At 68.2% G+C, this 21,454-nt stretch carries 24 protein-coding genes and 1 pseudogene; 11 read left to right on the top strand and 14 right to left on the bottom strand.

Annotated features, from left to right (window positions below; genetic code table 11):
* Positions 1 to 18 precede the first annotated feature (18 nt).
* A pseudogene (locus tag QE389_RS00265) lies at positions 19 to 1,198 on the bottom strand (deoxyguanosinetriphosphate triphosphohydrolase).
* Between the two features lie 169 nt (positions 1,199 to 1,367).
* Here QE389_RS00265 and erpA point away from each other — a divergent pair.
* The 5 genes from erpA to QE389_RS00240 all read left to right on the top strand — a co-directional run bounded on the left by erpA (position 1,368) and on the right by QE389_RS00240 (position 3,768).
* A complete protein-coding gene (gene erpA / locus QE389_RS00260) occupies positions 1,368 to 1,685 on the top strand; it encodes an iron-sulfur cluster insertion protein ErpA (protein ID WP_307368839.1) in 318 nt (105 codons plus the stop codon).
* Positions 1,686 to 1,812: 127 nt separating this feature from the next.
* A complete protein-coding gene (locus tag QE389_RS00255; RefSeq protein ID WP_307363532.1) occupies positions 1,813 to 2,133 on the top strand; it encodes a metalloregulator ArsR/SmtB family transcription factor in 321 nt (106 codons plus the stop codon).
* Entirely contained in the window at positions 2,130 to 2,276 is a 147-nt protein-coding gene (locus QE389_RS00250) for a hypothetical protein (RefSeq protein WP_307363529.1), read from the top strand. Before QE389_RS00255 ends, QE389_RS00250 begins: the two co-directional genes overlap by 4 nt.
* Positions 2,277 to 2,297: 21 nt before the next feature.
* A complete protein-coding gene (locus QE389_RS00245) occupies positions 2,298 to 2,813 on the top strand; it encodes an SdpI family protein (RefSeq protein WP_307363527.1) in 516 nt (171 codons plus the stop codon).
* 25 nt (positions 2,814 to 2,838) lie between these two features.
* Positions 2,839 to 3,768: an alpha/beta hydrolase gene (locus QE389_RS00240; RefSeq protein WP_307363525.1), complete on the top strand. Its 930-nt coding sequence runs from the start codon at positions 2,839 to 2,841 to the stop codon at positions 3,766 to 3,768.
* A gap of 3 nt (positions 3,769 to 3,771) precedes the next feature.
* Here the strand turns inward: QE389_RS00240 and QE389_RS00235 are convergent, their stop codons facing one another.
* From QE389_RS00235 to QE389_RS00220, 4 genes are all read right to left on the bottom strand, one after another.
* A complete protein-coding gene (locus tag QE389_RS00235; protein ID WP_307363523.1) occupies positions 3,772 to 4,065 on the bottom strand; it encodes a hypothetical protein in 294 nt (97 codons plus the stop codon).
* Between the two features lie 39 nt (positions 4,066 to 4,104).
* Positions 4,105 to 4,830 carry a prephenate dehydrogenase gene (locus QE389_RS00230; protein ID WP_307363521.1) on the bottom strand — a complete coding sequence of 242 codons (726 nt, stop codon included), beginning with the start codon at positions 4,828 to 4,830 and terminating at the stop codon, positions 4,105 to 4,107.
* Positions 4,827 to 6,158, bottom strand: a complete 1,332-nt coding sequence (locus QE389_RS00225) for a dihydroorotase (RefSeq protein WP_307363519.1) — start codon at positions 6,156 to 6,158, stop codon at positions 4,827 to 4,829. Before QE389_RS00225 ends, QE389_RS00230 begins: the two co-directional genes overlap by 4 nt.
* 84 nt (positions 6,159 to 6,242) lie before the next feature.
* Positions 6,243 to 7,208 (bottom strand): glycosyltransferase family 9 protein, encoded by a 966-nt coding sequence (locus tag QE389_RS00220; protein WP_307363517.1) that lies wholly within the window; start codon positions 7,206 to 7,208, stop codon positions 6,243 to 6,245.
* Between the two features lie 85 nt (positions 7,209 to 7,293).
* Between QE389_RS00220 and QE389_RS00215 the strand changes: the two genes are divergently transcribed.
* The 6 genes from QE389_RS00215 to QE389_RS00190 all read left to right on the top strand — a co-directional run bounded on the left by QE389_RS00215 (position 7,294) and on the right by QE389_RS00190 (position 10,971).
* Positions 7,294 to 7,527: a hypothetical protein gene (locus tag QE389_RS00215; protein WP_307363515.1), complete on the top strand. Its 234-nt coding sequence runs from the start codon at positions 7,294 to 7,296 to the stop codon at positions 7,525 to 7,527.
* A complete protein-coding gene (locus QE389_RS00210) occupies positions 7,524 to 8,069 on the top strand; it encodes a hypothetical protein (RefSeq protein ID WP_307363513.1) in 546 nt (181 codons plus the stop codon). The genes QE389_RS00215 and QE389_RS00210 overlap by 4 nt, the downstream gene beginning before the upstream one ends.
* Positions 8,070 to 8,099: 30 nt before the next feature.
* Positions 8,100 to 8,903, top strand: coding sequence for a folate-binding protein YgfZ (locus tag QE389_RS00205; RefSeq protein WP_307363511.1), 804 nt, complete (start codon positions 8,100 to 8,102; stop codon positions 8,901 to 8,903).
* Between the two features lie 10 nt (positions 8,904 to 8,913).
* Positions 8,914 to 9,672: a 3-oxoacyl-ACP reductase gene (locus tag QE389_RS00200; protein WP_307363509.1), complete on the top strand. Its 759-nt coding sequence runs from the start codon at positions 8,914 to 8,916 to the stop codon at positions 9,670 to 9,672.
* Between the two features lie 62 nt (positions 9,673 to 9,734).
* Entirely contained in the window at positions 9,735 to 10,334 is a 600-nt protein-coding gene (locus QE389_RS00195) for a DNA-3-methyladenine glycosylase I (RefSeq protein ID WP_307363507.1), read from the top strand.
* On the top strand, positions 10,327 to 10,971 hold the full coding sequence (locus QE389_RS00190) for a ribonuclease HII (protein WP_307363504.1): 645 nt from the start codon (positions 10,327 to 10,329) through the stop codon (positions 10,969 to 10,971). The genes QE389_RS00195 and QE389_RS00190 overlap by 8 nt, the downstream gene beginning before the upstream one ends.
* Before the next feature lie 2 nt (positions 10,972 to 10,973).
* On the opposite strand, the gene QE389_RS00185 is transcribed toward QE389_RS00190, so the two are convergent.
* The 9 genes from QE389_RS00185 to QE389_RS00145 form a co-directional block, all read right to left on the bottom strand.
* Positions 10,974 to 11,204 carry a hypothetical protein gene (locus tag QE389_RS00185; RefSeq protein WP_307363503.1) on the bottom strand — a complete coding sequence of 77 codons (231 nt, stop codon included), beginning with the start codon at positions 11,202 to 11,204 and terminating at the stop codon, positions 10,974 to 10,976.
* Between the two features lie 90 nt (positions 11,205 to 11,294).
* Complete coding sequence (locus tag QE389_RS00180; RefSeq protein WP_307363501.1) at positions 11,295 to 12,332, bottom strand: DNA adenine methylase; 1,038 nt, start codon at positions 12,330 to 12,332, stop codon at positions 11,295 to 11,297.
* Positions 12,333 to 12,625: 293 nt separating this feature from the next.
* Positions 12,626 to 14,068: a pyruvate kinase gene (gene pyk, locus QE389_RS00175; protein ID WP_307363499.1), complete on the bottom strand. Its 1,443-nt coding sequence runs from the start codon at positions 14,066 to 14,068 to the stop codon at positions 12,626 to 12,628.
* A 146-nt stretch (positions 14,069 to 14,214) separates the two neighbouring features.
* The gene (locus tag QE389_RS00170; RefSeq protein ID WP_307363497.1) at positions 14,215 to 15,915 is read right to left on the bottom strand and encodes an alkaline phosphatase family protein; all 1,701 of its coding nucleotides are present in this window, start codon (positions 15,913 to 15,915) and stop codon (positions 14,215 to 14,217) included.
* Between the two features lie 81 nt (positions 15,916 to 15,996).
* Positions 15,997 to 16,941 carry a DUF808 domain-containing protein gene (locus QE389_RS00165; RefSeq protein WP_307363495.1) on the bottom strand — a complete coding sequence of 315 codons (945 nt, stop codon included), beginning with the start codon at positions 16,939 to 16,941 and terminating at the stop codon, positions 15,997 to 15,999.
* Between the two features lie 88 nt (positions 16,942 to 17,029).
* A complete protein-coding gene (gene hemN / locus QE389_RS00160) occupies positions 17,030 to 18,403 on the bottom strand; it encodes an oxygen-independent coproporphyrinogen III oxidase (RefSeq protein WP_307363493.1) in 1,374 nt (457 codons plus the stop codon).
* Positions 18,390 to 18,539, bottom strand: coding sequence for a cytochrome bd-I oxidase subunit CydX (gene cydX, locus QE389_RS00155; RefSeq protein WP_307363491.1), 150 nt, complete (start codon positions 18,537 to 18,539; stop codon positions 18,390 to 18,392). Before cydX ends, hemN begins: the two co-directional genes overlap by 14 nt.
* Before the next feature lie 19 nt (positions 18,540 to 18,558).
* Positions 18,559 to 19,707: a cytochrome d ubiquinol oxidase subunit II gene (gene cydB, locus QE389_RS00150; protein ID WP_307363488.1), complete on the bottom strand. Its 1,149-nt coding sequence runs from the start codon at positions 19,705 to 19,707 to the stop codon at positions 18,559 to 18,561.
* A 24-nt stretch (positions 19,708 to 19,731) separates the two neighbouring features.
* Entirely contained in the window at positions 19,732 to 21,312 is a 1,581-nt protein-coding gene (locus tag QE389_RS00145; protein ID WP_307368834.1) for a cytochrome ubiquinol oxidase subunit I, read from the bottom strand.
* Positions 21,313 to 21,454: the final 142 nt, after the last annotated feature.

The raw sequence follows: 21,454 nt of genomic DNA, 5'->3' as shown, positions 1-21,454 counted from the left end.
CCACGCCCATCTTTCGAATCACAGATCGAGCGCCAGGTCGAGGCTGAACAACTTCTGATGCACCTCGATGGCGTAGCGGTCGGTCATGCCGGCGATATAGTCGCAGACCGCCCTCGCTCGAAGGGTCCGGTCCTCGGTCAGGGCGGGCGTCCCCCATTCCGGCGGCATCACCTCCGGCTCGGCCATGAACAGTTCGAACAGTTGCGACAGTACCCGCCGCGCCTGGCTGCGCGTGCGGTTGACGCGGTAATGGCGATACATCCGCTCGAACAGGAACGTCCTCAGGATCGCCAGGTCGGCGTGCATCCCGGCCGAGAAATCCACCATCGTCCGCCTGGCCGTCCGCACGTCCTCGGTCGTGACGATCCGGTCGTCTTCCAGCCGTCGCGCCGTCTCGGCCAGCACGTCCTCGACCATGACGCCGATCATTCGCCGCACGGCCTCGATCCGCAGCATCCGGTCGTCGATGGCCGGCCAGTCGCGCCGCACCTGGGCCAGCATGGGTCCGATCAGCGGCACGTCGGCCAGGTCCGCCAGGGTGAACAAGCCCGCCTGCACCCCGTCGTCCACGTCGTGGTTGTTATAGGCGATGTCGTCGGCGATGGCAGCGCACTGGGCCTCCAGAGAGGCGAAGGTGCCCAGGCGCAGGTCCCAGTCCACCTCCCCGCCCGCCCGATAGGGCCGCACCACCGACCAAGCCGGTTCATCCAGCCGGTGCGACACCGGACCGTTGTGCTTGATGACGCCCTCGACCGTCTCCCAGCTCAGGTTCAGCCCTTCGAACTGCGGATAGCGGTTCTCCAGTTCGGTCACGACGCGGAAGCTCTGGACGTTGTGGTCGAAGCCGCCGTAGTCGGCCATCTGCACCACCAGCTCGTCCTCACCGGCATGGGCGAACGGCGGATGGCCCAGGTCGTGGGCCAGGGCGATGGTCTCCGCCAAGTCGTCGTCCAGCCTCAGCGCATGGGCCAGAGACCGCGCGATCTGCGCCACCTCCAGCGAATGGGTCAGGCGGGTGCGGTAGTGATCGCCCTCGTGCGCCACGAAGACCTGCGTCTTCTCCTTAAGGACGCCGAAACGCCGTGGCGTGGATGATGCGGTCGCGGTCGCGGGCGAAGGCGGTGCGGGTGCGGCTGGGCGGCTCGAAGAAACGACGACCCCGGGTCTGGTCGGCGCGTTCGGCGTAGGCGGCCCCCAGCGGCTGAGAATTGTCGGTCTGGCTCACGTCGTCAACTTTGAGGCTGCTTTGATGCGGGCGGCCCTTTGCGAATGCCCTTGCGCGCCTCATATAGACAGGCGTGAGCACCGTCCAATCCACAGAACCGTCCACACCCGCCTTCAGCGTCGCCGCGCGCGCGCCGGAAGGCATCGTCCTGGCCGCCAGCGCCGCCAGGCGCCTGGCCAAACTGGGCGCGGCCGAGGGCAAGGCGCTGATGCTGCGCGTCGCGGTGGACGGCGGCGGCTGTTCGGGCTTCCAGTACCGGTTCGAACTGGTCGAGACGGCCGAGGACGACGATCTGCGCGTCCAGACCGACGGCCAGACCGCCCTGATCGATCCCGTGTCCGTCCCGTTCCTGAAAGGGTCGGAGATCGCCTATGTCGACGAACTGGCCGGCGCCCAGTTCGTAGTCAGGAACCCCAACGCCGCCTCCAGCTGCGGCTGCGGCGTCAGCTTCTCGATCTGATTCAGACTGCGGAGTTCCCTCGTCGTCATCCTCGGCGCAAGACCGAGGATGACGGTCAAGGATTGCGCGCCTTTATCGCCCGATCCCGCGCTTGTATTTAGGAAGTTTCCTAATTAGGAGCATGCCTATGAACACCGTGTTCAAGGCCCTGTCCCACCCTGTCCGCCGCCGGATCATCGCCATGTTGCGCACCGGGCCGCTGGCCTCGGGCGACATCGCCGCCGCCTTCGACATGAGCTGGCCCACCATCACCGGCCATCTGAACGCGCTGAAGGAAGCCCATATGGTCAGTCCCGAACGCGACGGCCAGACGATCCGCTATCGGCTGGAGATTTCCGCCGTAGAGGAAGCCATGGCCTTTCTGATGGACATCGTCGGAACCGGCGAGGCGACCGAGCCCGTGCTTCAAAGCCCAGGGAGAACCTCGCCGATGAAGGGCCGCCAATGAAGGATCACCTGTCGCTGCTGGATTGTCTGACCGTCGGCGTCTTCGCCGTACAGGCGGTATTCGCTCTGCACATCGGCCTGAACGGCCCGACCGAAAGCGTTCTGCCCGTCCATTGGAACGCCGCCTTTGAAGTCGATGGATAGGCGTCTGGTCCGGAGTTCGCGGTGCTTCTCGGCGGCATGGCGGTGATGGGTCTGATCGCAGGCGGCGGCTTGGGCCTCGGCGCAATGGGGGCATCCCTCGCGGGCGAGCCGTCCCGATCTCGCACCCTGCGGATTGGACAGGGCGTGATCGCTTTCACCGTCGCCATCCTGGGCTTGACCCTATCCGCGCAGACTTTCGGCGATCCGCCTCCCGAAGGGACGGCGAGACTGTCCATGGCCGGCTTGTCGCTGATCCTTCTTGGAACGGGCGCCGTTCTCGGCCGCGTCGCACCCAACCGGCTCGTCGGCGTGCGCACACCCTGGAGCCACAAGAGCCGGCTGGCCTGGGACCGATCCAATCGATTGGCGGGACGCCTGCTCTTTCTTCTGGGCTTGATCGGGCTGTTCACGGCGCCTTGGGCGCCCCAGCCGGCCGCGACCCTCTCCCTGATCGCCGCCGCGCTCATCGCCGCCGCTCTATCGACCTTCGAAAGCTGGCGTGTGTGGCGGGCCGACCCCGACCGTCAACCGCTTTGACCCGCTTACCGAACGGAGCCAGATCATGCTGAGCCTCGCCCTCGCCGCCGCCCTGCTCACCGGACCCGCCGCCACCGATATCGCCCTGCCGTCCCAGCCGGCGCCGCTGCACGGAACCCTGCTGACGCCGCCCGACGCCTCGGCCGTTGCGGTCATCCTGCCCGGCTCCGGCCCCACGGATCGGGACGGGAACAGCCCGATGGGCGTCGCCGGTTCGACCTATCGTCTACTGGCCGAGGGTCTGGCGGAACAGGGGATCTCCACCCTTCGCATCGACAAGCGCGGCGTCGCCGCCAGCGCTGCGGCGGGCCCGGCCGAGGTCGATCTGCGCTTCGACGCCTATGCCGCCGACGCCCGCGCCTGGGCCGCCGAGGCCGCCGCCCGCGCCGGCAAGCGCTGCGCCTGGCTGATCGGCCACAGCGAAGGCGCCCTGGTCGCCCTGAAGGCGGTCGCGGGCGGCGACGACAAGATCTGCGGCCTGATCCTGCTGTCCGGCGCGGGTCGTCCCGCAGGCGCGGTTCTGCGCGAACAACTCGCCACCCTGCCCGAGCCGACCAAGACCCAGGTGTTCGACGCCCTGACCGAGCTGGAGGCCGGCCGCACCGTCGCCGACACGCCGCCCGCGCTTGCCCCCCTGCTGCGCCCCTCGGTCCAGCCCTATCTGATCTCGTGGCTGCCGCTGGACCCCGCCGCCCTGCTCGCCGCCTACGACGGCCCGGTCTTCATCGGACAGGGGACCACTGACCTCCAGATCAGGGTCTCGGATGCGCAAGCCCTGGCCGCCGCCGATCCCAAGGCCACGCTGAAACTGTGGGACGGCGTCAACCACGTCCTGAAGACCGCCCCCGCCGACCGCGCCGCCAACCTGGCGACCTACGCCGATCCGACCCTGCCGCTAGCGCTCGGAGTGGCGCAGGATGTGGCGGCGTTCATTCGGGCGAATGACAAGCGCTGAAACTTAAACTGGGGGCAACGCTCGTGGCCGCGCCGTGTGGTGTTGGCGAACCGCAGCATCAATGGCGTCTTCGGCGTCCTGTACCCACGCATCTTCGCCTTCGGCGTCCTTGAGCATCGCATCGATCCCAACTCCCAGCGTCGGCCCAAACCTCCAAGAGAGAAGCAAGGCCCGGAAACGAACGCCGAGCGTGAGCCCGACTGCGCACATCACGGCAAAGGCAACGCCAACCACAATCATATCCCGCGTCGAGACTGATTGAGCCGAAATCCAAGCACTGACGGTTTGAAAGGTCATAACGAAACTTCATCCCTGCCAAGTGAAGGTTTGATTACCTCAGCGCGTGCTCGCTCCTCGCGCCTCATCCGCCAGCGCAAAAAACCGTTCCCTGACCTCGGCCGCGAACGGGTTGTCGCGTTCGATGGCGCGGAAGACGGCGGGGCTGTCGTGGCGGACCATGTCGACGGCCTGCATCAGTCGGTCGAAGCTGGCGGTGGTCATGCGCGTCGGCAGGGGCTCCATGGCGATCAGGACGCGGGCGATCAGATGGGTCAGGCCCTGAACCGTCGCGGCTTCCCGGTCATGGTCCTCGGGCGTGACCACAAACACCTTCAGCCCCAGCGCCCGGCGGCAGAAGGCGGCGACGCGGCGGGCGTCCTTTGCGCCCCTCACCTCGCAGACGGCGATGCGCAGGCCGGCGATGCCGTCCTTGCCGCTCTGCGGGCCGAACAGCGGGTGGGTGCCGACGATCCGCACGCCCGGCGGCAGCAAGGCGTCCATCGCCTGGGCGGGTTTCACCTTCACCGACCCCACGTCGATCACCAGGGCGTCCGGCGCCAGGTGCGGGCGGATGACGTTCAGCGTCGCCTCCAGCGCCTCGACCGGCACGGCCAGCACCACCGTCGGACAGGCGGCGGCGGTCGCCAGATCGGTCAGGCTCGCCACGCCCTCTGCGTCCGTCGCCGCCGGATCATGGGCCAGGATGTCGAACCAGGCCGACAGATGCCGCGCCGTCAGCCGCCCGAAGGCGCCGAAGCCGATCAGGCCGAGCGTTTCCCTCACAGCGTCTCCATGAACCGCACCGGCCGCCCGTGCGCCGATCCGATCAGTTCGCCGTCCTGCATCACCACCCGACCGCGCACGATGGTCGCCATCGGCCAGCCGGTCGCCTCCACCCCGTCGAACGGAGTCCAGCCGCAGCGCGTCGCCTGCTGGTCATGGGTGATCGTGCGCTTGGCCTTCAGGTCCACGATGGTCAGGTCGGCGTCATAGCTGACGGCCATCCGCCCCTTGTTGGCCGTGCCGAACACCCGCTGCGCCCCCGCCGAGGTCAGGTCGATGAATCGCTCCAGGCTGAGGCGCCCATTGGCCACATGGGTCAGCATCAGCGGCACCAGCGTCTGCACCCCCGGCATGCCGGACGGCGAGGCCGGATAGGGTTTGGCCTTCTCTTCCTTCGTATGCGGCGCGTGGTCCGAGCCCAGCACGTCGGCCACGCCCTGCTGCATCCCCCACAGCCACAGGGCGTCCACATGCTCCTGCGACCGGATCGGCGGGTTCATCTGCGCATAGCTGCCCAGCCGTACATAGGCTTCCGGCCCGACCAGGGTCAGGTGCTGGGGCGTGATCTCGACGGTGGCGACATCCTTGTGAAAGCGCAGGAACTCCATCTCGTCCCGGGTCGTGACGTGCAGCACATGGATGCGCGCGCCCGTCTCCTTGGCCAGACCGACCAGACGCCGGGTCGAGCGGATGGCGCTTTCGGCGTCACGCACCTCGGGGTGGCTGGTCCAGTCGCCGGTGCGGGCCAGGCCCCGCCGCTCGACCAGCCGGTATTCGTCCTCGGAGTGGAAGGTGGCGCGACGGCGCACGTTCGACAGAACCTTCCTCACCCCCTCGTCGTCGGCGATCAGCAGGTCGCCGGTCGAGGCGCCCATGAAGACCTTGACCCCGCAACAGCCCGGCAACCGCTCCAGTTCGCCCAGATAGTCCGCATTCTCGTGCGTGCCCCCGACGTAGAAGGCGTGGTCCGTCCACATCCGATCCTTCGCCCGCGCCAGCTTGTCGGCCATGGTGTCGGGGTCGGTGGTGTTGGGATTGGTGTTCGGCATCTCGAACACGGCGACGACGCCGCCCAGGGCCGCCGCGCGGCTGCCCGTCTCCAGATCCTCCTTCCACTCCAGCCCCGGCTCGCGGAAGTGGACCTGGGTGTCGATCACGCCCGGCAGGACCGTCAGCCCCGTCGCGTCGAAGACTTCGCCCGCCGAGGCCAGACTCAGGTCGCCGATGAAGGCGATCTTGCCGTCGATCACCCCGACGTCGGCCATGCCGCGCCCCGCATGATTGGCCACCTCGCCGCCACGGACGATCAGGTCATAGGTCTGGGTCATGGGGCGGGCATCCTCTATCCGATGCCGTGCTTCTACATTTCCGCTCATCCCCGCGAAAGCGGCGATGAGCGGGATGGAGGAGTCTTAATCCCGCGCCTTCAACATTCGCTGCGCCCCCTTCAGAACTCGCTCCCACGGCAGGTCCATCATGTGCTGGATGGCCTGGTTCAGGCGCGGGTCCAGGGTCTTGAACTCCTGATAGCTGCGCGGGCCGCGCACGGCCTGCCCCTTCCACGGCCCGCGCGTCGTCTCGTCGGACGGGCCGAACACCGCCACCACGGGCGCGCCCGAGGCCGTCGCCAGATGGGTCCAGATCGAGTCCGCTCCGACATACAGCGCCGCCTTCGACAGGGCCGCCGCCGTCTGAAGCCGTGTCAGCCTGCCTTGCAATTCGATCATCCTCGCCCTCGGCACGGCGTAACGGATGGTGTGGGCCGCCTCGCGGTCGATCTCTTCGCCCACGATCATCAGCCGCCCGCCCGCCAGCGGCCCGTCGTCGGCCAGCAGCTTGGTCGCCACCTTGGCGTAGCGTTCGGCGGGCCAGCGCTTGCCCATCCATTCCACGCCCGGCCCGACCGCCAGGATGGGACCGTCGCCGCCCGTGGTCGGAAACAGCGCCTGGGCCTCGGCCAGGGTCCGGTCGGAAAAGAACAGGCGCGGCGCCGGCGTCTCGTCCGGCTCCAGCTTCAGCACGGCGGCCGCCGCCTCGACCGCGTGCAGGCCCGGCTGCGCCTTGCTCCGCACGGCACGCCGCTCGCGCCGCAACTTGCCCGAAATGTCCGAGCCGCGCATGTCCACGACCAGACCCCATTTGGTTCCGCGCACCTGGTTCCACAGGGCGATCCATTCGAAATGGCCTTCGCGCTCCAGCACGATCAGCCTCGCCAGGCGCGGCGTGTCGGCGAACAGGGGCGCCGAGGCCGCCGATCCCACGACGGTGAAGGTCGCCTGGGGCAGGCTGTCGACCAGATGCGCCAGCACGCCGGACGACAGAACCGCGTCTTCCGCGTCCGCCTCGGCGATGTACAGGATGGGAAACCGCCCGATCATGCATCCGGGATACAGGGATTCTATCTGCGGTTCAGTGCTAAACGGTTGTTTCCACAGGCAGGGGCCATGCGTTACAGCGACGCGCATGATCCAGACGCCCGATCCCGCCGCCACCGCCGCCCTCGAACGCTTCAAGGCCCAGCGCGTCACGGCCCTCTATCGGCTGGACCTGATCGCCAAGGGAGCGACGATTTCCTACGAGGACGGCACGCCCATCGACATGGCGTCGGAAAAGGCGCGGCTGGAACAGATGGTCGCCGACCTGGACCGCCGCATCGCCAAGCTGGAGCGCGAGTTGAAGATCGACCGGCCGCAGTGAGCCTGCCGCTTCTGCCCGGTCGGGAATGCGGCGCCTGCGTCGAATGCTGTCGGGTCATTCCGCTGGACCTGCCGGAACTGGCCAAGCCGACCGGCGAACTGTGCGCCTATTGCGTCGATGGCGCGGGCTGTTCGGTTCACGAAGTTCGTCCCAACACCTGCCGCATCTGGTTCTGCCTGTGGCGGGTGATCGAGCTGGACGAGGCGTGGCGGCCGGATCGCAGCGGCGTCATCGTCCGCCCGGACGGGATCGAGGACGGGATCATCACCCTGTATGTCCTGCGCCGCTCCGACTTCCTGGCCTCGACCGAATTTTTCCTTACCGTGGCGGGCTGGATCGCCGAAGGGATCGAGGTGGCGCTCAGCATTCCCGGCCCCGTCGGGACCTATCCGGCCCGCGCCGTCGTCACCGACTGGCTGCGTCCCGCCATCGAGGACGGCGATCCCGAAGCCTTCATCTCGCGCGTCGTCCAGTCTCTGGACAAGCTGGCCGAACACGACTTCCAGCCCGACGGCGTCGTGGCGCGCTATGCGGTGGTTTGAGAAACGCTCTCAACACCCTATCTAGCGCCCATGCCCATCGCCCGTCTCGACAGCCGCGCCCTGATCTCGATCACCGGCGATGACGCCAAACCCTTCCTGCACAATCTGCTGACCCAGGATGTCGAGACGCTGAAGGAGGGCGAACTGCGGTTCGGCGCCCTTTTGTCGCCGCCCGGCCGGCTGCTGTTCGACCTGTTTATTTTGGGTCAGGCGGGCGGCGTCCTGCTGGATGTCGCCACGGACCGGCGCGAGGCCCTGATCCAGCGGCTGTCGATGTACCGCCTGCGCGCCAAGGTGCAGATCACAGCCGACGACCGGCCCGTCTTCGCCGCCTGGCCCCAGGCGGCGGACGGCTTCGTTTCCGACCCCCGAACCCCCCTGATGGGCGGTCGCCGGTATGGCCAGGCGACGCCCGACGCGACCGAGGCCGACTATGACGCCCACCGCCTGTCGGTCGGCCTGCCCGACCCGGCCCGCGACGCCCCGGACGACAAGACCTATCCGATCGAAGCCGACTTCGACCTGCTGAACGGCATCGACTTCCGCAAGGGCTGTTTCGTCGGCCAGGAGACGACCTCGCGCATGAAGCGGCGGGGCGCGATCAAGACCCGGATGCTGCCGCTGGACTTCGACGGTCCCACGCCCGCCTTCGGCGCAGAGGTGCTGAAGGGCGACCTGCGCGCGGGCCAGCTTCTGTCCGGCCGCGACGGTTCCGCCATGGCCCTGCTGCGGATCGACCGCCTGGACGGAGACCTGACGGTCGATGGCCGCCCGGTGCGCTTGCGAAGACCCGCCTGGATGGGCGAGGACGACCTTTCCTTCTCCAACGCCTGAGTCTCCGACCATGAAAATCGCCGATCAGATCGTCCTCGTCACCGGCGGCGCGCGCGGCGTGGGCGCCGCCAGCGTCCGCGCCTTCGCCCGGGAAGGCGCCCGCGTCGTCATCAACTGGAGGAACAGCGGCGAGGCCGCCAGCGCCCTGGCCGCCGAGATCGGCGACCGCGCCCTCGCCCTCCAGGCCGATGTGACAGACCGCGCGGCGGTGGACGCCATGATCGCGGCCGCGCAGAGCCATTTCGGCGCCCCCGTCAGCACCGTGGTCAACAACGCCCTGGACTACAGCTTCAACGGCGACGCCCGGTCCCAGATGACCGCCATCGGCTGGGACGAGATGGACCGCCAGTTCTCGACCGTCGTGCGCGGCGCCCTGAACCTGATCCAGGCGACCGCGCCCGGCATGGCTGCGGCCCGGTTCGGCCGCGTCGTCAACATCGGCACCAACCTGTTCCAGAATCCGGTCGTGCCTTACCATGACTACACCGCCGCCAAGGCGGCCCTGCTGTCGCTGACCCGCACCGCCGCCGGCGACCTCGGCCCTGATGGCATCACCGTCAACATGGTCTCCGGCGGCCTCCTGCGCACCACCGACGCCAGCGCCGCCACGCCCGAGGCCGTCTTCGACTTCATCGCCGGCATGACGCCGCTCCGCTCCGTCACCACCCCCGAAGAGTTCGCCGACGCCGTCCTGTTCTTCGCCAGTCCCTGGAGCCGCGCGGTGACGGGCCAGAATCTGGTGGTCGACGGGGGATTGGTGCGGGACTGATCGCGTCTTTCCTTGGCCGGAACACACTGGCCTCGCCCGGAACACAGTGGCAACATCGACGCATGATCGATTCGAACGCCCAGGGCCGGTGCGGGTGGTGCGGCACGACCGACCCGCTCTACATCGCCTATCACGACACCGAATGGGGCGTGCCCGAGCGCGATCCCCGCGCCCTGTGGGAAAAGCTGACCCTGGACGGTTTCCAGGCAGGCCTGGCCTGGATCACCATCCTCAGAAAACGCGAAGGCATCCGCGACGCCTTCGACGGCTTCGATCCCGAGATCGTCGCCCGCTATGACGAGGACGACATCCAGCGCCTGCTGGGCGACGCCCGCATCATCCGCTCCCGCGCCAAGATCAACGCCGCCATCCGGGGCGCCCAGATCTGGCTGGAGATGCGCGACAACAACGAAGACTTTTCCGCCTGGCTCTGGTCCTTCGTCGATGGCAAGCCGATCCAGACGCCCTATGCCGACTATCGCCAGGCCCCGACCCAGACGGCGGAATCCGTCGCCATGGCCAAGGCCCTGAAGAAACGCGGGTTCAACTTCTGCGGCCCGGTCATCGTCTATGCCTTCATGCAGGCCGTGGGCATGGTCAACGATCACCAGACGACCTGCTTCCGCCACACCCAGGTTCGTGCGATGGGCGAACATGGCTAAGTCGCCCGTCCCTTCCCGCGCCTTCCCGACCCTGACGCTCGAGACCTTGTTGGCCCAGCGCGTCGGCGGCCCCGTCTGTGGGGTGGACGAAGCGGGGCGCGGGCCGTGGGCGGGGCCGGTGTCGGCGGGCGCCGTAATCCTGAATCCCGACGACCTGCCGCCGGGCATCGACGATTCCAAGGCCCTGACGGAAAAACGGCGCGACGAACTGGCGATCCAGATCAAGGCGCGCGCCGTCGCCTGGGGCGTCGGGTTCGCGTCGGTGGAAGAGATCGACGAACTGAACATCCTGAAGGCCACGGGCCTGGCCATGTGCCGGGCCATCGAACAGCTGGCGGTCACGCCGGTCGCGGCCCTGGTCGACGGCAACTATCGCTTCGCCCTGCCCTGCGAAGTCCAAACGGCGGTCAAGGGCGACAGCCTGTCGCTGTCCATCGCCGCCGCCTCCATCCTGGCCAAGACAGCGCGGGATCGGCTGATGATCGAACTGGAGGACCGCCACCCCGGCTACGGCTTCGCCCGGCACAAGGGCTATAACGCCCCGGCGCACCAGGCGGCCTTGCAAAGCCTAGGCCCCTGCCCGGCCCATCGCCGCACCTGGGCGCCGATCCGCGCCCTGCTGGCCCAGGACGGCTGATCTCAGACGTGCATGACGGCGCCCACCATGGCGCCCATCAGGGCGGCGACAGCCACCCCGGCCAGAGCGATCAGCCAGCGCGGCGGCGGACGCAGCTTCGGCTCGGCCTCGACGTCTTCCGCCGTTTCGCGCCGGCCGAAGGTCTGGCCGTCGAAGGTGTGGCCCTCGAAGGTGCGGGCGCGCCCCACGTCGCGCGAGCGCATCATGGCGGGGTTGGCCTGGCGGGCGGACAATCCGGTCGTGGGCGGGGGCGACGATATCATGCCCCGGAAACGGCGGGTCCGGCCTACGGTTCCGACGCCAGGCCAGAAAGCTGAAAAGAATCAGGCGGCCGCCGCGACGGTCACGGGCCTTTCGGTCGCCACGAACAGATATTCGACATTCCTCAGCCGCCCGACCTGGCCGACCTTTTCGCCCTTCGGATTATGGATGCCGATGCGCGCCCCGACGTAGCGGGGATGGCCGATCTCCACCACCTGCACATGGCCGCGTGCGGCCAGCATGGCCTCCAGTTCGGCGCGGCTCAGATAGCCCTCGTCGTTGAAGCTGACGATCAGGTTCGGCGCCTTGACCCGCTCGATCACTGACTGCAGGGCCGGCCCGATGCCGGGGCGGCTGTTGAACGGGCTTTTGCGCGTCTTTACATCCACCCGCTTGTTCGCCACCCCATAGGTCTCGGGCCTGTCCCACAGCACCAGGCTTTCCCAGCAGTGGTAATTGGCCAGGTAGGAATGCTGGTTGTAGGGCGGGTCCAGATAGACCAGGTCCGCCTCCACCTGATCGGCCATCTCGACCGCATCGGCGCAGGTGGCGCGGCACCCGCCCGGAACGCCGGGAACCAGGTCCGGCAAACGCAGGTCCAGGGGCTTCAGGGCCCTGGGCGCCCACTGCTTCATATAGGCCATCTGCACCCCGGCGGTGCTGTCGACCCGATCCGCCGCCTCCATCAGACTGACAAGGACCACCGCCTTCAGCTCAGGCTCCAACGCCAGGGCCTCGATCCGCTCGCGTATGGCGTCGATCCGCGCGCCGTTGTCGGGGTGGAAATAGCGCGCGTCGTGGCAGAAAGTCTGGGTGAACCAGCCGGCCTCGGGCCGCACGGTCCGCAGTTCGGCCAGAACCGCTGCGGCCTTGTCGGCCCACCGCTCCCGATCCGCCTGGACATAGGCCGTGGCCAGGGCGTGGGCATAGGCGTTGTGGTCGTTCGACCAGACCGAGAACCGCTGCTTCTTCAGCGCATGGCCGACCCGCGCCGTGCCCGAAAACAGATCGCACACCCGCCCGCCGGCCGGCAGCACGCCGGCGACGGCGCCCGTCACCTGACCCAGCAGCGCCCGCTTGGAGCCGATGTACTTGATCATGCCGACCCCCGATTCATGGGCGCCAGACTAGGGCCTGATCGTTTCAGACGGAACCGCCGCAGTTCCTCCTCGACGCATCAGGCTGTAGGGCGTCTCGCATCCTGACGAAATCAGGCGCGCTGGGGCGCGATCCGGGTTCCCCCGCCCCTATTGGATCACACCAAGCCACGGTTTTATCGGCCAATTTCCGGTATAATGGCCGCCTGGGCCTTTGACAGCGTTTGCGGGCCGGAATTGCACTCTTTTGCATATTGCACCGTTTTCGGCGGTGCAGTGCAATTTCCGGCCGCGACTCAGCGTTTCCCTCGGCCGGCCTTGGCGCTGGGCGCGTGGGCCAGGCGCAGCAGATTGGCCGCCCCCGGCGCGCCGAACGGCGTGCCCGCCAGGATCAGCACCCGCTGGCCCGGCTCGGTCAGGCCGTAAAGCACCGCACTGCTCACCGCCTGGTCGGTCACGGCCTCCAACGAGTCGGGCTGGTCGCCAAGCCGCGTCTCCAGCCCCCAGACCAGAGCCAGACGCCGCGCCGTGTTCGGATTGGGCGTCAGCACCAGGATCGGCTTCAGCGGCCGTTCCCGCGCCATGCGCCGCGCCGTCCCGCCCAGGGTGGTGAAGACCACCAGGCAGCCGGTCGACGGGGCGCCCGCCGCCATGGCCGCCGCCCCGACCAGGGCGTCCACGTCCTGTTCGTCCATGCCGGGCTGTTCGGCTCGCATCAGGCTGGGCCACATCGGGTCGCGCTCCACCCGTTCGATGATCCGGCTCATGATGCCGACCGATTCCAGCGGATAGTCGCCCGACGCCGTCTCGGCCGACAGCATCAGGGCGTCGGCCCCTTCGTACACGGCGTTGGCCACGTCGGTCGCCTCAGCGCGGGTCGGGGCCGGGGCGCTGGTCATGGATTCCAGCATCTGGGTCGCCACGATCACCGGCACGCCGCGATTGCGGGCCGCTCGCACGATCTGCTTCTGCGCCACCGGCACGTCCTCGGGGTCCAGTTCGACCCCCAGGTCGCCGCGCGCCACCATCACCCCGTCGCAATAATCCAGAATGGCCTCAAGATCGGCCAGGGCGGCGGGTTTCTCGATCTTGGCCAGGCAGGCGGCCTGACCGTTCACGATCCGCTTCAGCTCGGCCATGTCCTCGGGCTTTTGCACGAAGCTCAGCGCCACCCAGTCCACGCCCTGGCGCAGGGCGAAGGCCAAGTCCTCGCGGTCCTTCGGCGTCAGGGCCGAAACCGGGATCACGGCTTCCGGCACCGCCACGCCCTTGCGATCCGACAGTTTGGAGCCGCTCTCGACCGTGACATCGGCCCAGTCGTCGGTGCGGTCGCCGACGCGCAGCCGCACCCGCCCGTCGTCCAGCAGCAGCAGCATGCCGGGGCGCAGGGCCTTGAAGATTTCGGGATGCGGCATCTGCACCCGCGTCTCGTCGCCGGGCGTCGGGTCCAGATCGAAGCGCATCTTATGCCCCGGCTTGACCGCGATCTCCACGTCCTTGAACCGTCCCAGCCGCAGTTTCGGCCCTTGCAGGTCGGCCAGAACGCCCAGCGGTCGTTGCAGGGCCATCTCGGCCCCGCGCACGGCCTTCAAGGCGGCGGCGTGATCCTCGTGCGAGCCATGGCTGAAGTTCAGGCGAAAGACGTCCACCCCGGCCTGGGCCAGGGCCTTTACCGTGCCGGGGGCGCGGCTGGCGGGCCCCAGGGTCGCAACGATGCGGGCGCGGCGGGCTCTGTTCATGCGGACGTTTCCTATCGGTTTCTGCGCGCCCGGCTCCGGTTCGTGCGGAGACGAGGACGATTTGCCCTCTTCTGCCGAGGAAACGTCAAGGGCGTAAGACCACGCCCCCGCCGGGAAACACGAGTTTACAACCCCGAAACAGGAGTTTATCGCCCCCGCGTGGTCTCCGCCGCCTCCGTCGCCGGACAGTCGGCGACCGCGAACCCGTTCAGGTCGATGCAGCGCCCCTCCACCCTGGGCGTCTGGACGCCGATCACATGGGCCAGGGTCGGGGCGATGTCGACGGTTCGGATCGGCAGGAACCGCTCCTCGGCCGTCGCGCCCGGCCACCAGAACAGGATCGGCACGCGCCGGTCATACTCCCAGGGCGTGCCGTGCCCGGCGATGGTCGAGCCGACGCGCCCGCCCGCGGTCGTATTCTGCGCCCAGGCGAACTGGATGTCCGGCGACCGTTCGGCCACCGTCGACAGGCGCATCCGCTCGCGCACCGTCATCATCTCGGGTTGGCGGCTGTCGGGCAGGGGTTCGGCCAGCAGACGGTCGCGCGTCTCGGCGAAGGCCACGTCCGGCAGGGCGCGCAGCATCTCGACCGCCGCCTCGGCCACCTGGGTCCGCAGGGGATCGGGCAGCGAACGGCGTTGGGCGTCGGCCACCATCCAGCCGCTTCCACCGGACTGCAGCGGGTCGGCGTCCAGGTTGAGGCGCGCCTTCAAGGCGGCGTTCACCCCCTTGATCGCATCCGTGTCGGCCCGGCGCGCCTGGGGATAGCCGTGGTCGTGCAGCCGTTCGACGAAGTCCGAACCGCCGTGGTCGGCGGTCAGAACCACCAGAACCCCGCCCGGAACCTGCGCCAGCTTGTCCAGGAATTCGCCTAGGGCCGCATCCAGCCGGTGCATCTGTTCGCACATCTCCGGCCCCTGGGTGCCGTACATATGGCCGATCCGGTCGGTGGCCGACAGGCTGACGCCCAGCATGTCGGTCGCCGCGCCCTGCCCCAGCTTCTGGCTGTCCAGCAGATATTCGGCGGCCTTCAGCGTCTGTTCGTCCAGCAGGGGCGAGGTGTCGAACTTCAGTCCGGCGGGCGGCAGGACGGAATGGAAGGTCTGGCCGCGAATGGTCCAGTCGCCGGCCAGGGCGCGACAGTCGGCGTTCCGATAGTCCCAGGCCACCGGCGTCGCCGCCATCCAGGCGTTGAAGTCGGCGTTGAAGCGCGTGACCGGCGCCAGCTTGGCCTCGGCCGTCTCGCCCGGTTCGACATAGGTGGTCAGGCCGAACCCCTCGGTGAACCAGAAAGCTTGGCCCCGATGGCCCGCCAGATTGATCGCGCCCCGATCCTTGCCCGACACCGCCACGACCTTGCTGTCGGGGCTCGCGGCCTTCAGCCAGTCGCCCAGGGTGGTGGCGCGCAGTTGCTCGGGCCCGACCGGCCCATTGTCCGTGTCGTCCCGCCCGTGGGCCAGATGGTTCTGCGGCGCGGCCAGGCAATACACCTCCTTGCCGGTCCTGGCGTCGATCCAGTCGTTCGCCGGAATGCCGGTCTGGGCGGGATGCAGGCCCGTCAGGACGGTGGAGTGGCCGGGGCAGGTCTCGGTCAGGCCGTGGCTCTGATAGCCGTTGATCGACACCAGCCCCTGGTCCGCCATCCGGCGCAGACCGCCGCTGTAGCGGCTGCGATACTGGTCGAACAGATTGGCGCTGAACTGATCGACCACGATGGTCACGATCAGCTTGGGCGGGACGGCGGCGCTCGCCGCCTGAGACGGCGCCGGGCGGGCCGTCGCAGGCGCGGGCGTCAGGCCAAGCGTGACGGCGACAGCGGCCAGAACGGCGACACGCGACAGGGACATATCTTCACTCCGAAACCAATCCTGGGGCCTTAGCCGCGCCGCGTTGCAGACGCATGACGCCGGCTCGATTCAGTGCGCGGGTCAGTGCGCGGGCGCCCCACGCATCCGGCCGATCTGATGCAGGATCAGGACGACGACCCCGCCCACGATCACGCCGACCAGCGCCGCGCCCAGGGCCATGACCAGCCAGGCGACCACGCCGTCCAGGGGGCCGAACACCTGGCCGACTCCATGGGCCAGATGCTCCAGCGGCTCGGCCGGCCAGGCCAGGCCCAGCGTATGCGCGCCATGCACCAGAATGCCGCCGCCGACCCACAGCATGGCCGCCGTGCCGATGGCGCCCAGGGCGTCCATCACCACCGGCATGCCCTTGACCAGGCCGCGTCCCAGGGCCCGCACCCCGCCGTTCGACCGCTTCGCCAGACCAAGGCCGATGTCGTCCATCTTCACGATCAGGCCGACCACCCCATAGACGGCCACGGTCATGGCGACGCCGACCACCGCCAGCACCACCGCCTGGGTCAAGATCGGCTGGGTCGCCACATCGGCCAGGGCGATGGCCATGATCTCGGCCGACAGGATCAGATCGGTGCGGACGGCGCCGGACACGGTCGTCTTTTCGATCAGTCTGGGATCGGTCTCGGTCGGCGTCGCGTCTTCATGGCCGCCATGACCAACGGCCTCCATCAGCTTCTCGGCCCCTTCGAAACACAGATAGGCCCCGCCGCACATCAGGATGGGTGTGATGCCCCAGGGCGCGAAGGCGCTCAGCAGCAGGGCGACCGGCAGGATCAGCAACAGCTTGTTGCGGAACGACCCCAAGGCGATCTTGCCGATGATCGGCAGTTCCCGGCTGGGCGACAGGCCAGTGACGTATCGGGGCGTCACGGCCGCATCGTCCACCACCACCCCGGCGGCCTTGGTCGAGGCCCTGCCCGCCGCCGCCCCCACATCGTCGATCGAGGCTGCGGCCATCTTGGCGATCCCCGCCACATCGTCGAGCAGGGCGATCAGTCCGGAAGGCATCGGCGGCGTCTCTCAATATTCGGCGAACCGCGCCTGCCTATGCCGCCCCAGGGCGATTGTCGATCACCCATCGCCCTGGCGTCGGCCGTCAGACCACGCGGGCGTGACGTCCTTCACCGACCGCGTGTGGATCGAAGGCGGCGCAGACGGCGCGCACGAAGGGCCGCCCGCGCGGCAGCACGCGGACCCGCCCCGCCTCGACCGCGATCAGGCCGTCGTCCTGGAACCGCTCCAGTCGCGGCCAGGCCAGCGCCGCATCGGCCGGCCCGCGTCCGTGGGCGCGCGCCAGGGCGGTCACATCGACCTCGAAATCGCACATCAGCCGTTCGATGATCGCGCCGATGAAGGCGTCGCGCGGGTGCAGGGCCACACCCCGCGCCACGGCCAGGTCGCCCGCGCCGACCGCCGCGCGCCAGTCCCGCTCCTGCGCGTGGTTCTGGACGAAGCCCTGCGGCGTTCGGCTGATGGACGAGGCGCCCAGGCCGATCAGAACCGGCGCCGCATCCGTGGTATAGCCCTGGAAGTTGCGATGCAGCCGACCGCTGCGCGCCGCCGCCGCCAGGGAGTCGTGCGGCAGGGCGAAATGATCCAGGCCGATCGCCTGCCAGCCCTTGGCGACCAGATAACGCGCCGCCGCCTGGCTCTGGGCGAAGCGGGCCTCCGCGTCCGGCAGGTCGGCCGCGTCGATCAACTTCTGGTGCGGCTTCATCCACGGCACATGGGCATAGCCGAACAGGGCGATCCGCTCGGGCGACAGGCTCGTCACCCGCCCCAGGGTATTGATCAGATTCTCCACCGTCTGCAGCGGCAGACCGTACATCAGGTCCAGATTGATCGAGGTCGCGCCCTGGGCCCGCAGCCCCTCGACCGCCGCCTGGATGCTGTCGAAGGTCTCGGGCCGATTGACCGCGGCCTGGACGCGCGGCGACAGGTCCTGCACCCCCAGGCTGGCGCGGCTCAGGCCGATGCGCCCGGCGGCCTCCATCCATTCGGGCGTCAGGACCTCGGGATCCAGCTCGGCCGCGACCTCGAAACAGTCTCCCAGGTCGAACCGCGCGGCCAGGCCGGCGTACAGCCGCTCCAGTTCGGCGGGGGGCAGCATATTGGGCGTGCCCCCGCCCAGGTGGATCGATCCCACCCGCACCGGCCCGCCCATCCGCGCCAGCACCAGATCGGCCTCCTTCAGCAGCAGATCGACATAGCTGGCGATCACCCCGATCCGGTTCACCGCCCGGGTGTTGCAGCCGCAGTACCAGCACAGCCGCTTGCAGAAGGGGATGTGAAGATAGAGCGACACGGCCTGGTCGCGCGGAACGGCCGCCAGCCAGTCGCCCCAGGTTTCGGCCCCGACGGCCGGCGTGAACTGCACGGCCGTCGGATAGGAGGTGTAGCGCGGCGCATGGGCGTCGTAGCGGTCGATCAGGTCCCGCTTCGCCTGCCTTTCGGCGTCAGAGCGGGGCATCTTCCTCTTTCGAAGCATCGGGCCGCGACAGGCCGACATCGCCTTCGTCGAACAGGCGGAACTCGTGCCACAGACCGTTCAGCACGCCGAAGGCGACCGCCAGACCCAGGCCCAGTATCCATGAGAAATACCACATCGCTATAAGCTCCTATGGCTCAGTACAGGTCGGGGTTGGTCTTGAGGGCGGCGGTCGAGGTCCGGCCCCACAGGACCCGATAGACCCAGGCCGTGTAGAGCAGCACCACCGGCAGGAAGATCACCGTGCAGATCAGCATGATGAACAGGGTCACATGGCTGGACGAGGCGTTCCACACTGTCAGGCTGGACTGCGGATTGACCGAACTGGGCAGGATGAAGGGGAACATCGACAGGCCCACGGTGGAGATGATGCCGACGGTCGACAGGGACGACCCGCCGAAGGCCAGCGGCGCGGACCGCCGCCACATGCCGACCAGACCGATCAGCGCGCCGAGGAAGCCGAGCGCCGGGGCGATCAGCATCCACGGATAGCGGCCGTAGTTGTCCAGCCAGGCGCCGGGCTGGGCCTGAACCGTCGTGCGCAGCGGATTGGAGAAGCCGTTGACGTCCAGGGCGCCGGTGATCCGATAGCCCAGGCCGCCATAGGCGACATACAGGCCCCCGACCGCGAACAGCACCAGGGCCAGGACGCCCGCGACCGTCCCGAACAGGCGCGCCCGCTCCATCACCGGGCCGGCCTCGGCCTTGACCGACAGCCAAGCCGCGCCATGCAGCACCAGCATGGCCACCGACAACAGGCCGGCGATCAGGCTGAAGGGAGTGAACAGACCCAAGAGGCTGCCGTCGTAGAAAGACCGCAGGTCGCCATCCAGATGGAAGGGCGCGCCCAACAGGACGTTACCGACAGCTACGCCGAACACCAGGGCCGGGACGAAGCCGCCGATGAACAGGCACCAGTCCCAAAACGACCGCCAGCCGGCCGATCCGCGCTTGGAGCGGTATTTGAACGACACGGGCCGCAGGATCAGCGCTGACAGCACCAGGAACATGGCCAGGTAGAAGCCCGAGAAGCTGACCGCATAGACGAAGGGCCAGGCGGCGAAGATGGCGCCGCCGCCCAGGATGAACCACACCTGGTTGCCCTCCCAGGTGGCGCCGACGGTGTTGATCACCATGCGGCGCTCCTCGTCGGTCTTGGCGACGAAGGGCAGAAGGGCGCCGACGCCCAGGTCGAAACCGTCGGTCAGGGCGAAGGCGATCAGAAGCACGCCCAGCAGCCCCCACCAGATCAGGCGAAGCGTGGCGAAGTCGAGGGGAAGATCCATGGTCGGATGTCCTAAGGTCTTGGGTCAGGCCACGGCGGGCGCGGGAACGCGCTCGGCCGGCGCTTCGGGATTGGGTTCGCCGAACGTCTCCTGTTCGTGGAACGGCCCCTTCTTGATGGCGAACAGCATCAGCCGCACTTCGACCACCGCCAGGGCGCCGTACAGCAGGGTGAAGCCGACGATGGTGGCCCACAGCTGCGGCACGGTCAGGGACGAGGCGCCCAGGAAGGTCGGCAGCACTCCGTCCACCGCCCAGGGCTGACGCCCGAACTCGGCCAGGATCCACCCGAACTCGATGGCGATCCACGGCAGGGGAATGGCCAGGACCGCGATCCGCAGGAACCACTTCGTCTGATGTTTGCGCACGGTGCACAGAACGAAGGCGGTGGCGAAGAAGACGATCAGGAACATCCCCAGGCCGGCCATGACGCGGAAACTCCAGAACAGGGCCGGCACGTTCGGAACCGTCTCCCAGGCCGCCTTCTGGATCAGTTCCGGCGTGGCCTGGCGCGGATCGGCGACATGCCGCTTCAGCAAGAGGCCGTAGCCTAGGTCGCGCCGATGGGTCTCGAACACGGCCCGAGCCGCGCTGTCCTGAGGATTGGCCTTGACCTTTTCCAGGGCGTCATAGGCGACGACGCCGGATTCGATGCGGTCCTGCGAGGTGGCGACCAGTTCGAAGATGCCTTCGACCGGCTTGTCGATGGTGCGGGTGGCGATCAGGCCCATGATCCAGGGGACATGGACGCCGTAATGGGTCTCGCGGTCCTTCATCGAGGGGATGCCGATCAGGGTCAGACCCGCCGGCGCCGGTTCGGTGTGCCACATGGCCTCCAGGGCGGCCAGCTTCATCTTCTGGTTGTCGGTCAGGGCATAGCCGGACTGGTCGCCCAGCACGACGACCGACAGCGACGCCGCCAGACCGAAGGCCGAGGCCACCGTCATCGACCGCTTGGCGAACCCCACGTGCTTGCCGCGCAGCAGATAGAAGGCCGATACGCCCAGCACGAAGACCGAGGCGCAGACGTAACCGGCTGAAACCGTGTGAACGAACTTGGCCTGGGCCACCGGATTGAACAGCACGGCCATGAAGTCCGCGACCTCCATTCGCATGGTGTCGGGATTGAAGGCGGCGCCGACCGGGTTCTGCATCCAGCCGTTGGCGATCAGGATCCACAGGGCCGACAGGTTGGTGCCCAGCGCCACCATGAAGGTGACGAACAGGTGGGCCGAGGGCTTCAGCTTGTCCCAGCCGAAGAACATCAGGCCCACGAAGGTCGCCTCCAGGAAGAAGGCCATCAGGCCCTCGATCGCCAGGGGCGCGCCGAAGATGTCGCCGACGTAGTGGCTGTAATAGCTCCAGTTCATGCCGAACTGGAACTCCATGGTGATCCCGGTCGCGACGCCCAGCACGAAGTTGATGCCGAACAGCGTGCCCCAGAAACGGGTGATCGTCCGCCAGATCGGCCGGCGGGTCATCACATAGATCGACTCCATGATGACCAGCATGAAGCTGAGGCCCAGCGTCAGGGGCACGAACAGGAAGTGGTAGAGGGCCGTCAGCGCGAACTGCAGCCGGGACAGGTCGACGACCGCTAGGTCGATCATGGCGTTGCTCCGTCACGCCGGACCAAGCCCCGACGTTTCACCCGCCCTAGAAGTCCGGCGGGACGGTCGCCTTGATCTCGATCAAAGCGAGCGCGCCTTGACCGTCCTACTGGACGCTTCGTCCTTGGACATTTCGTCC

Origin of the sequence: Brevundimonas sp. SORGH_AS_0993 (assembly GCF_030818545.1) — a bacterium.
Taxonomy (GTDB): Bacteria; Pseudomonadota; Alphaproteobacteria; order Caulobacterales; family Caulobacteraceae; genus Brevundimonas.
Note: the sequence above shows the minus strand (reverse complement) of the source record. Positions and strands in the feature narration are given on the sequence as shown.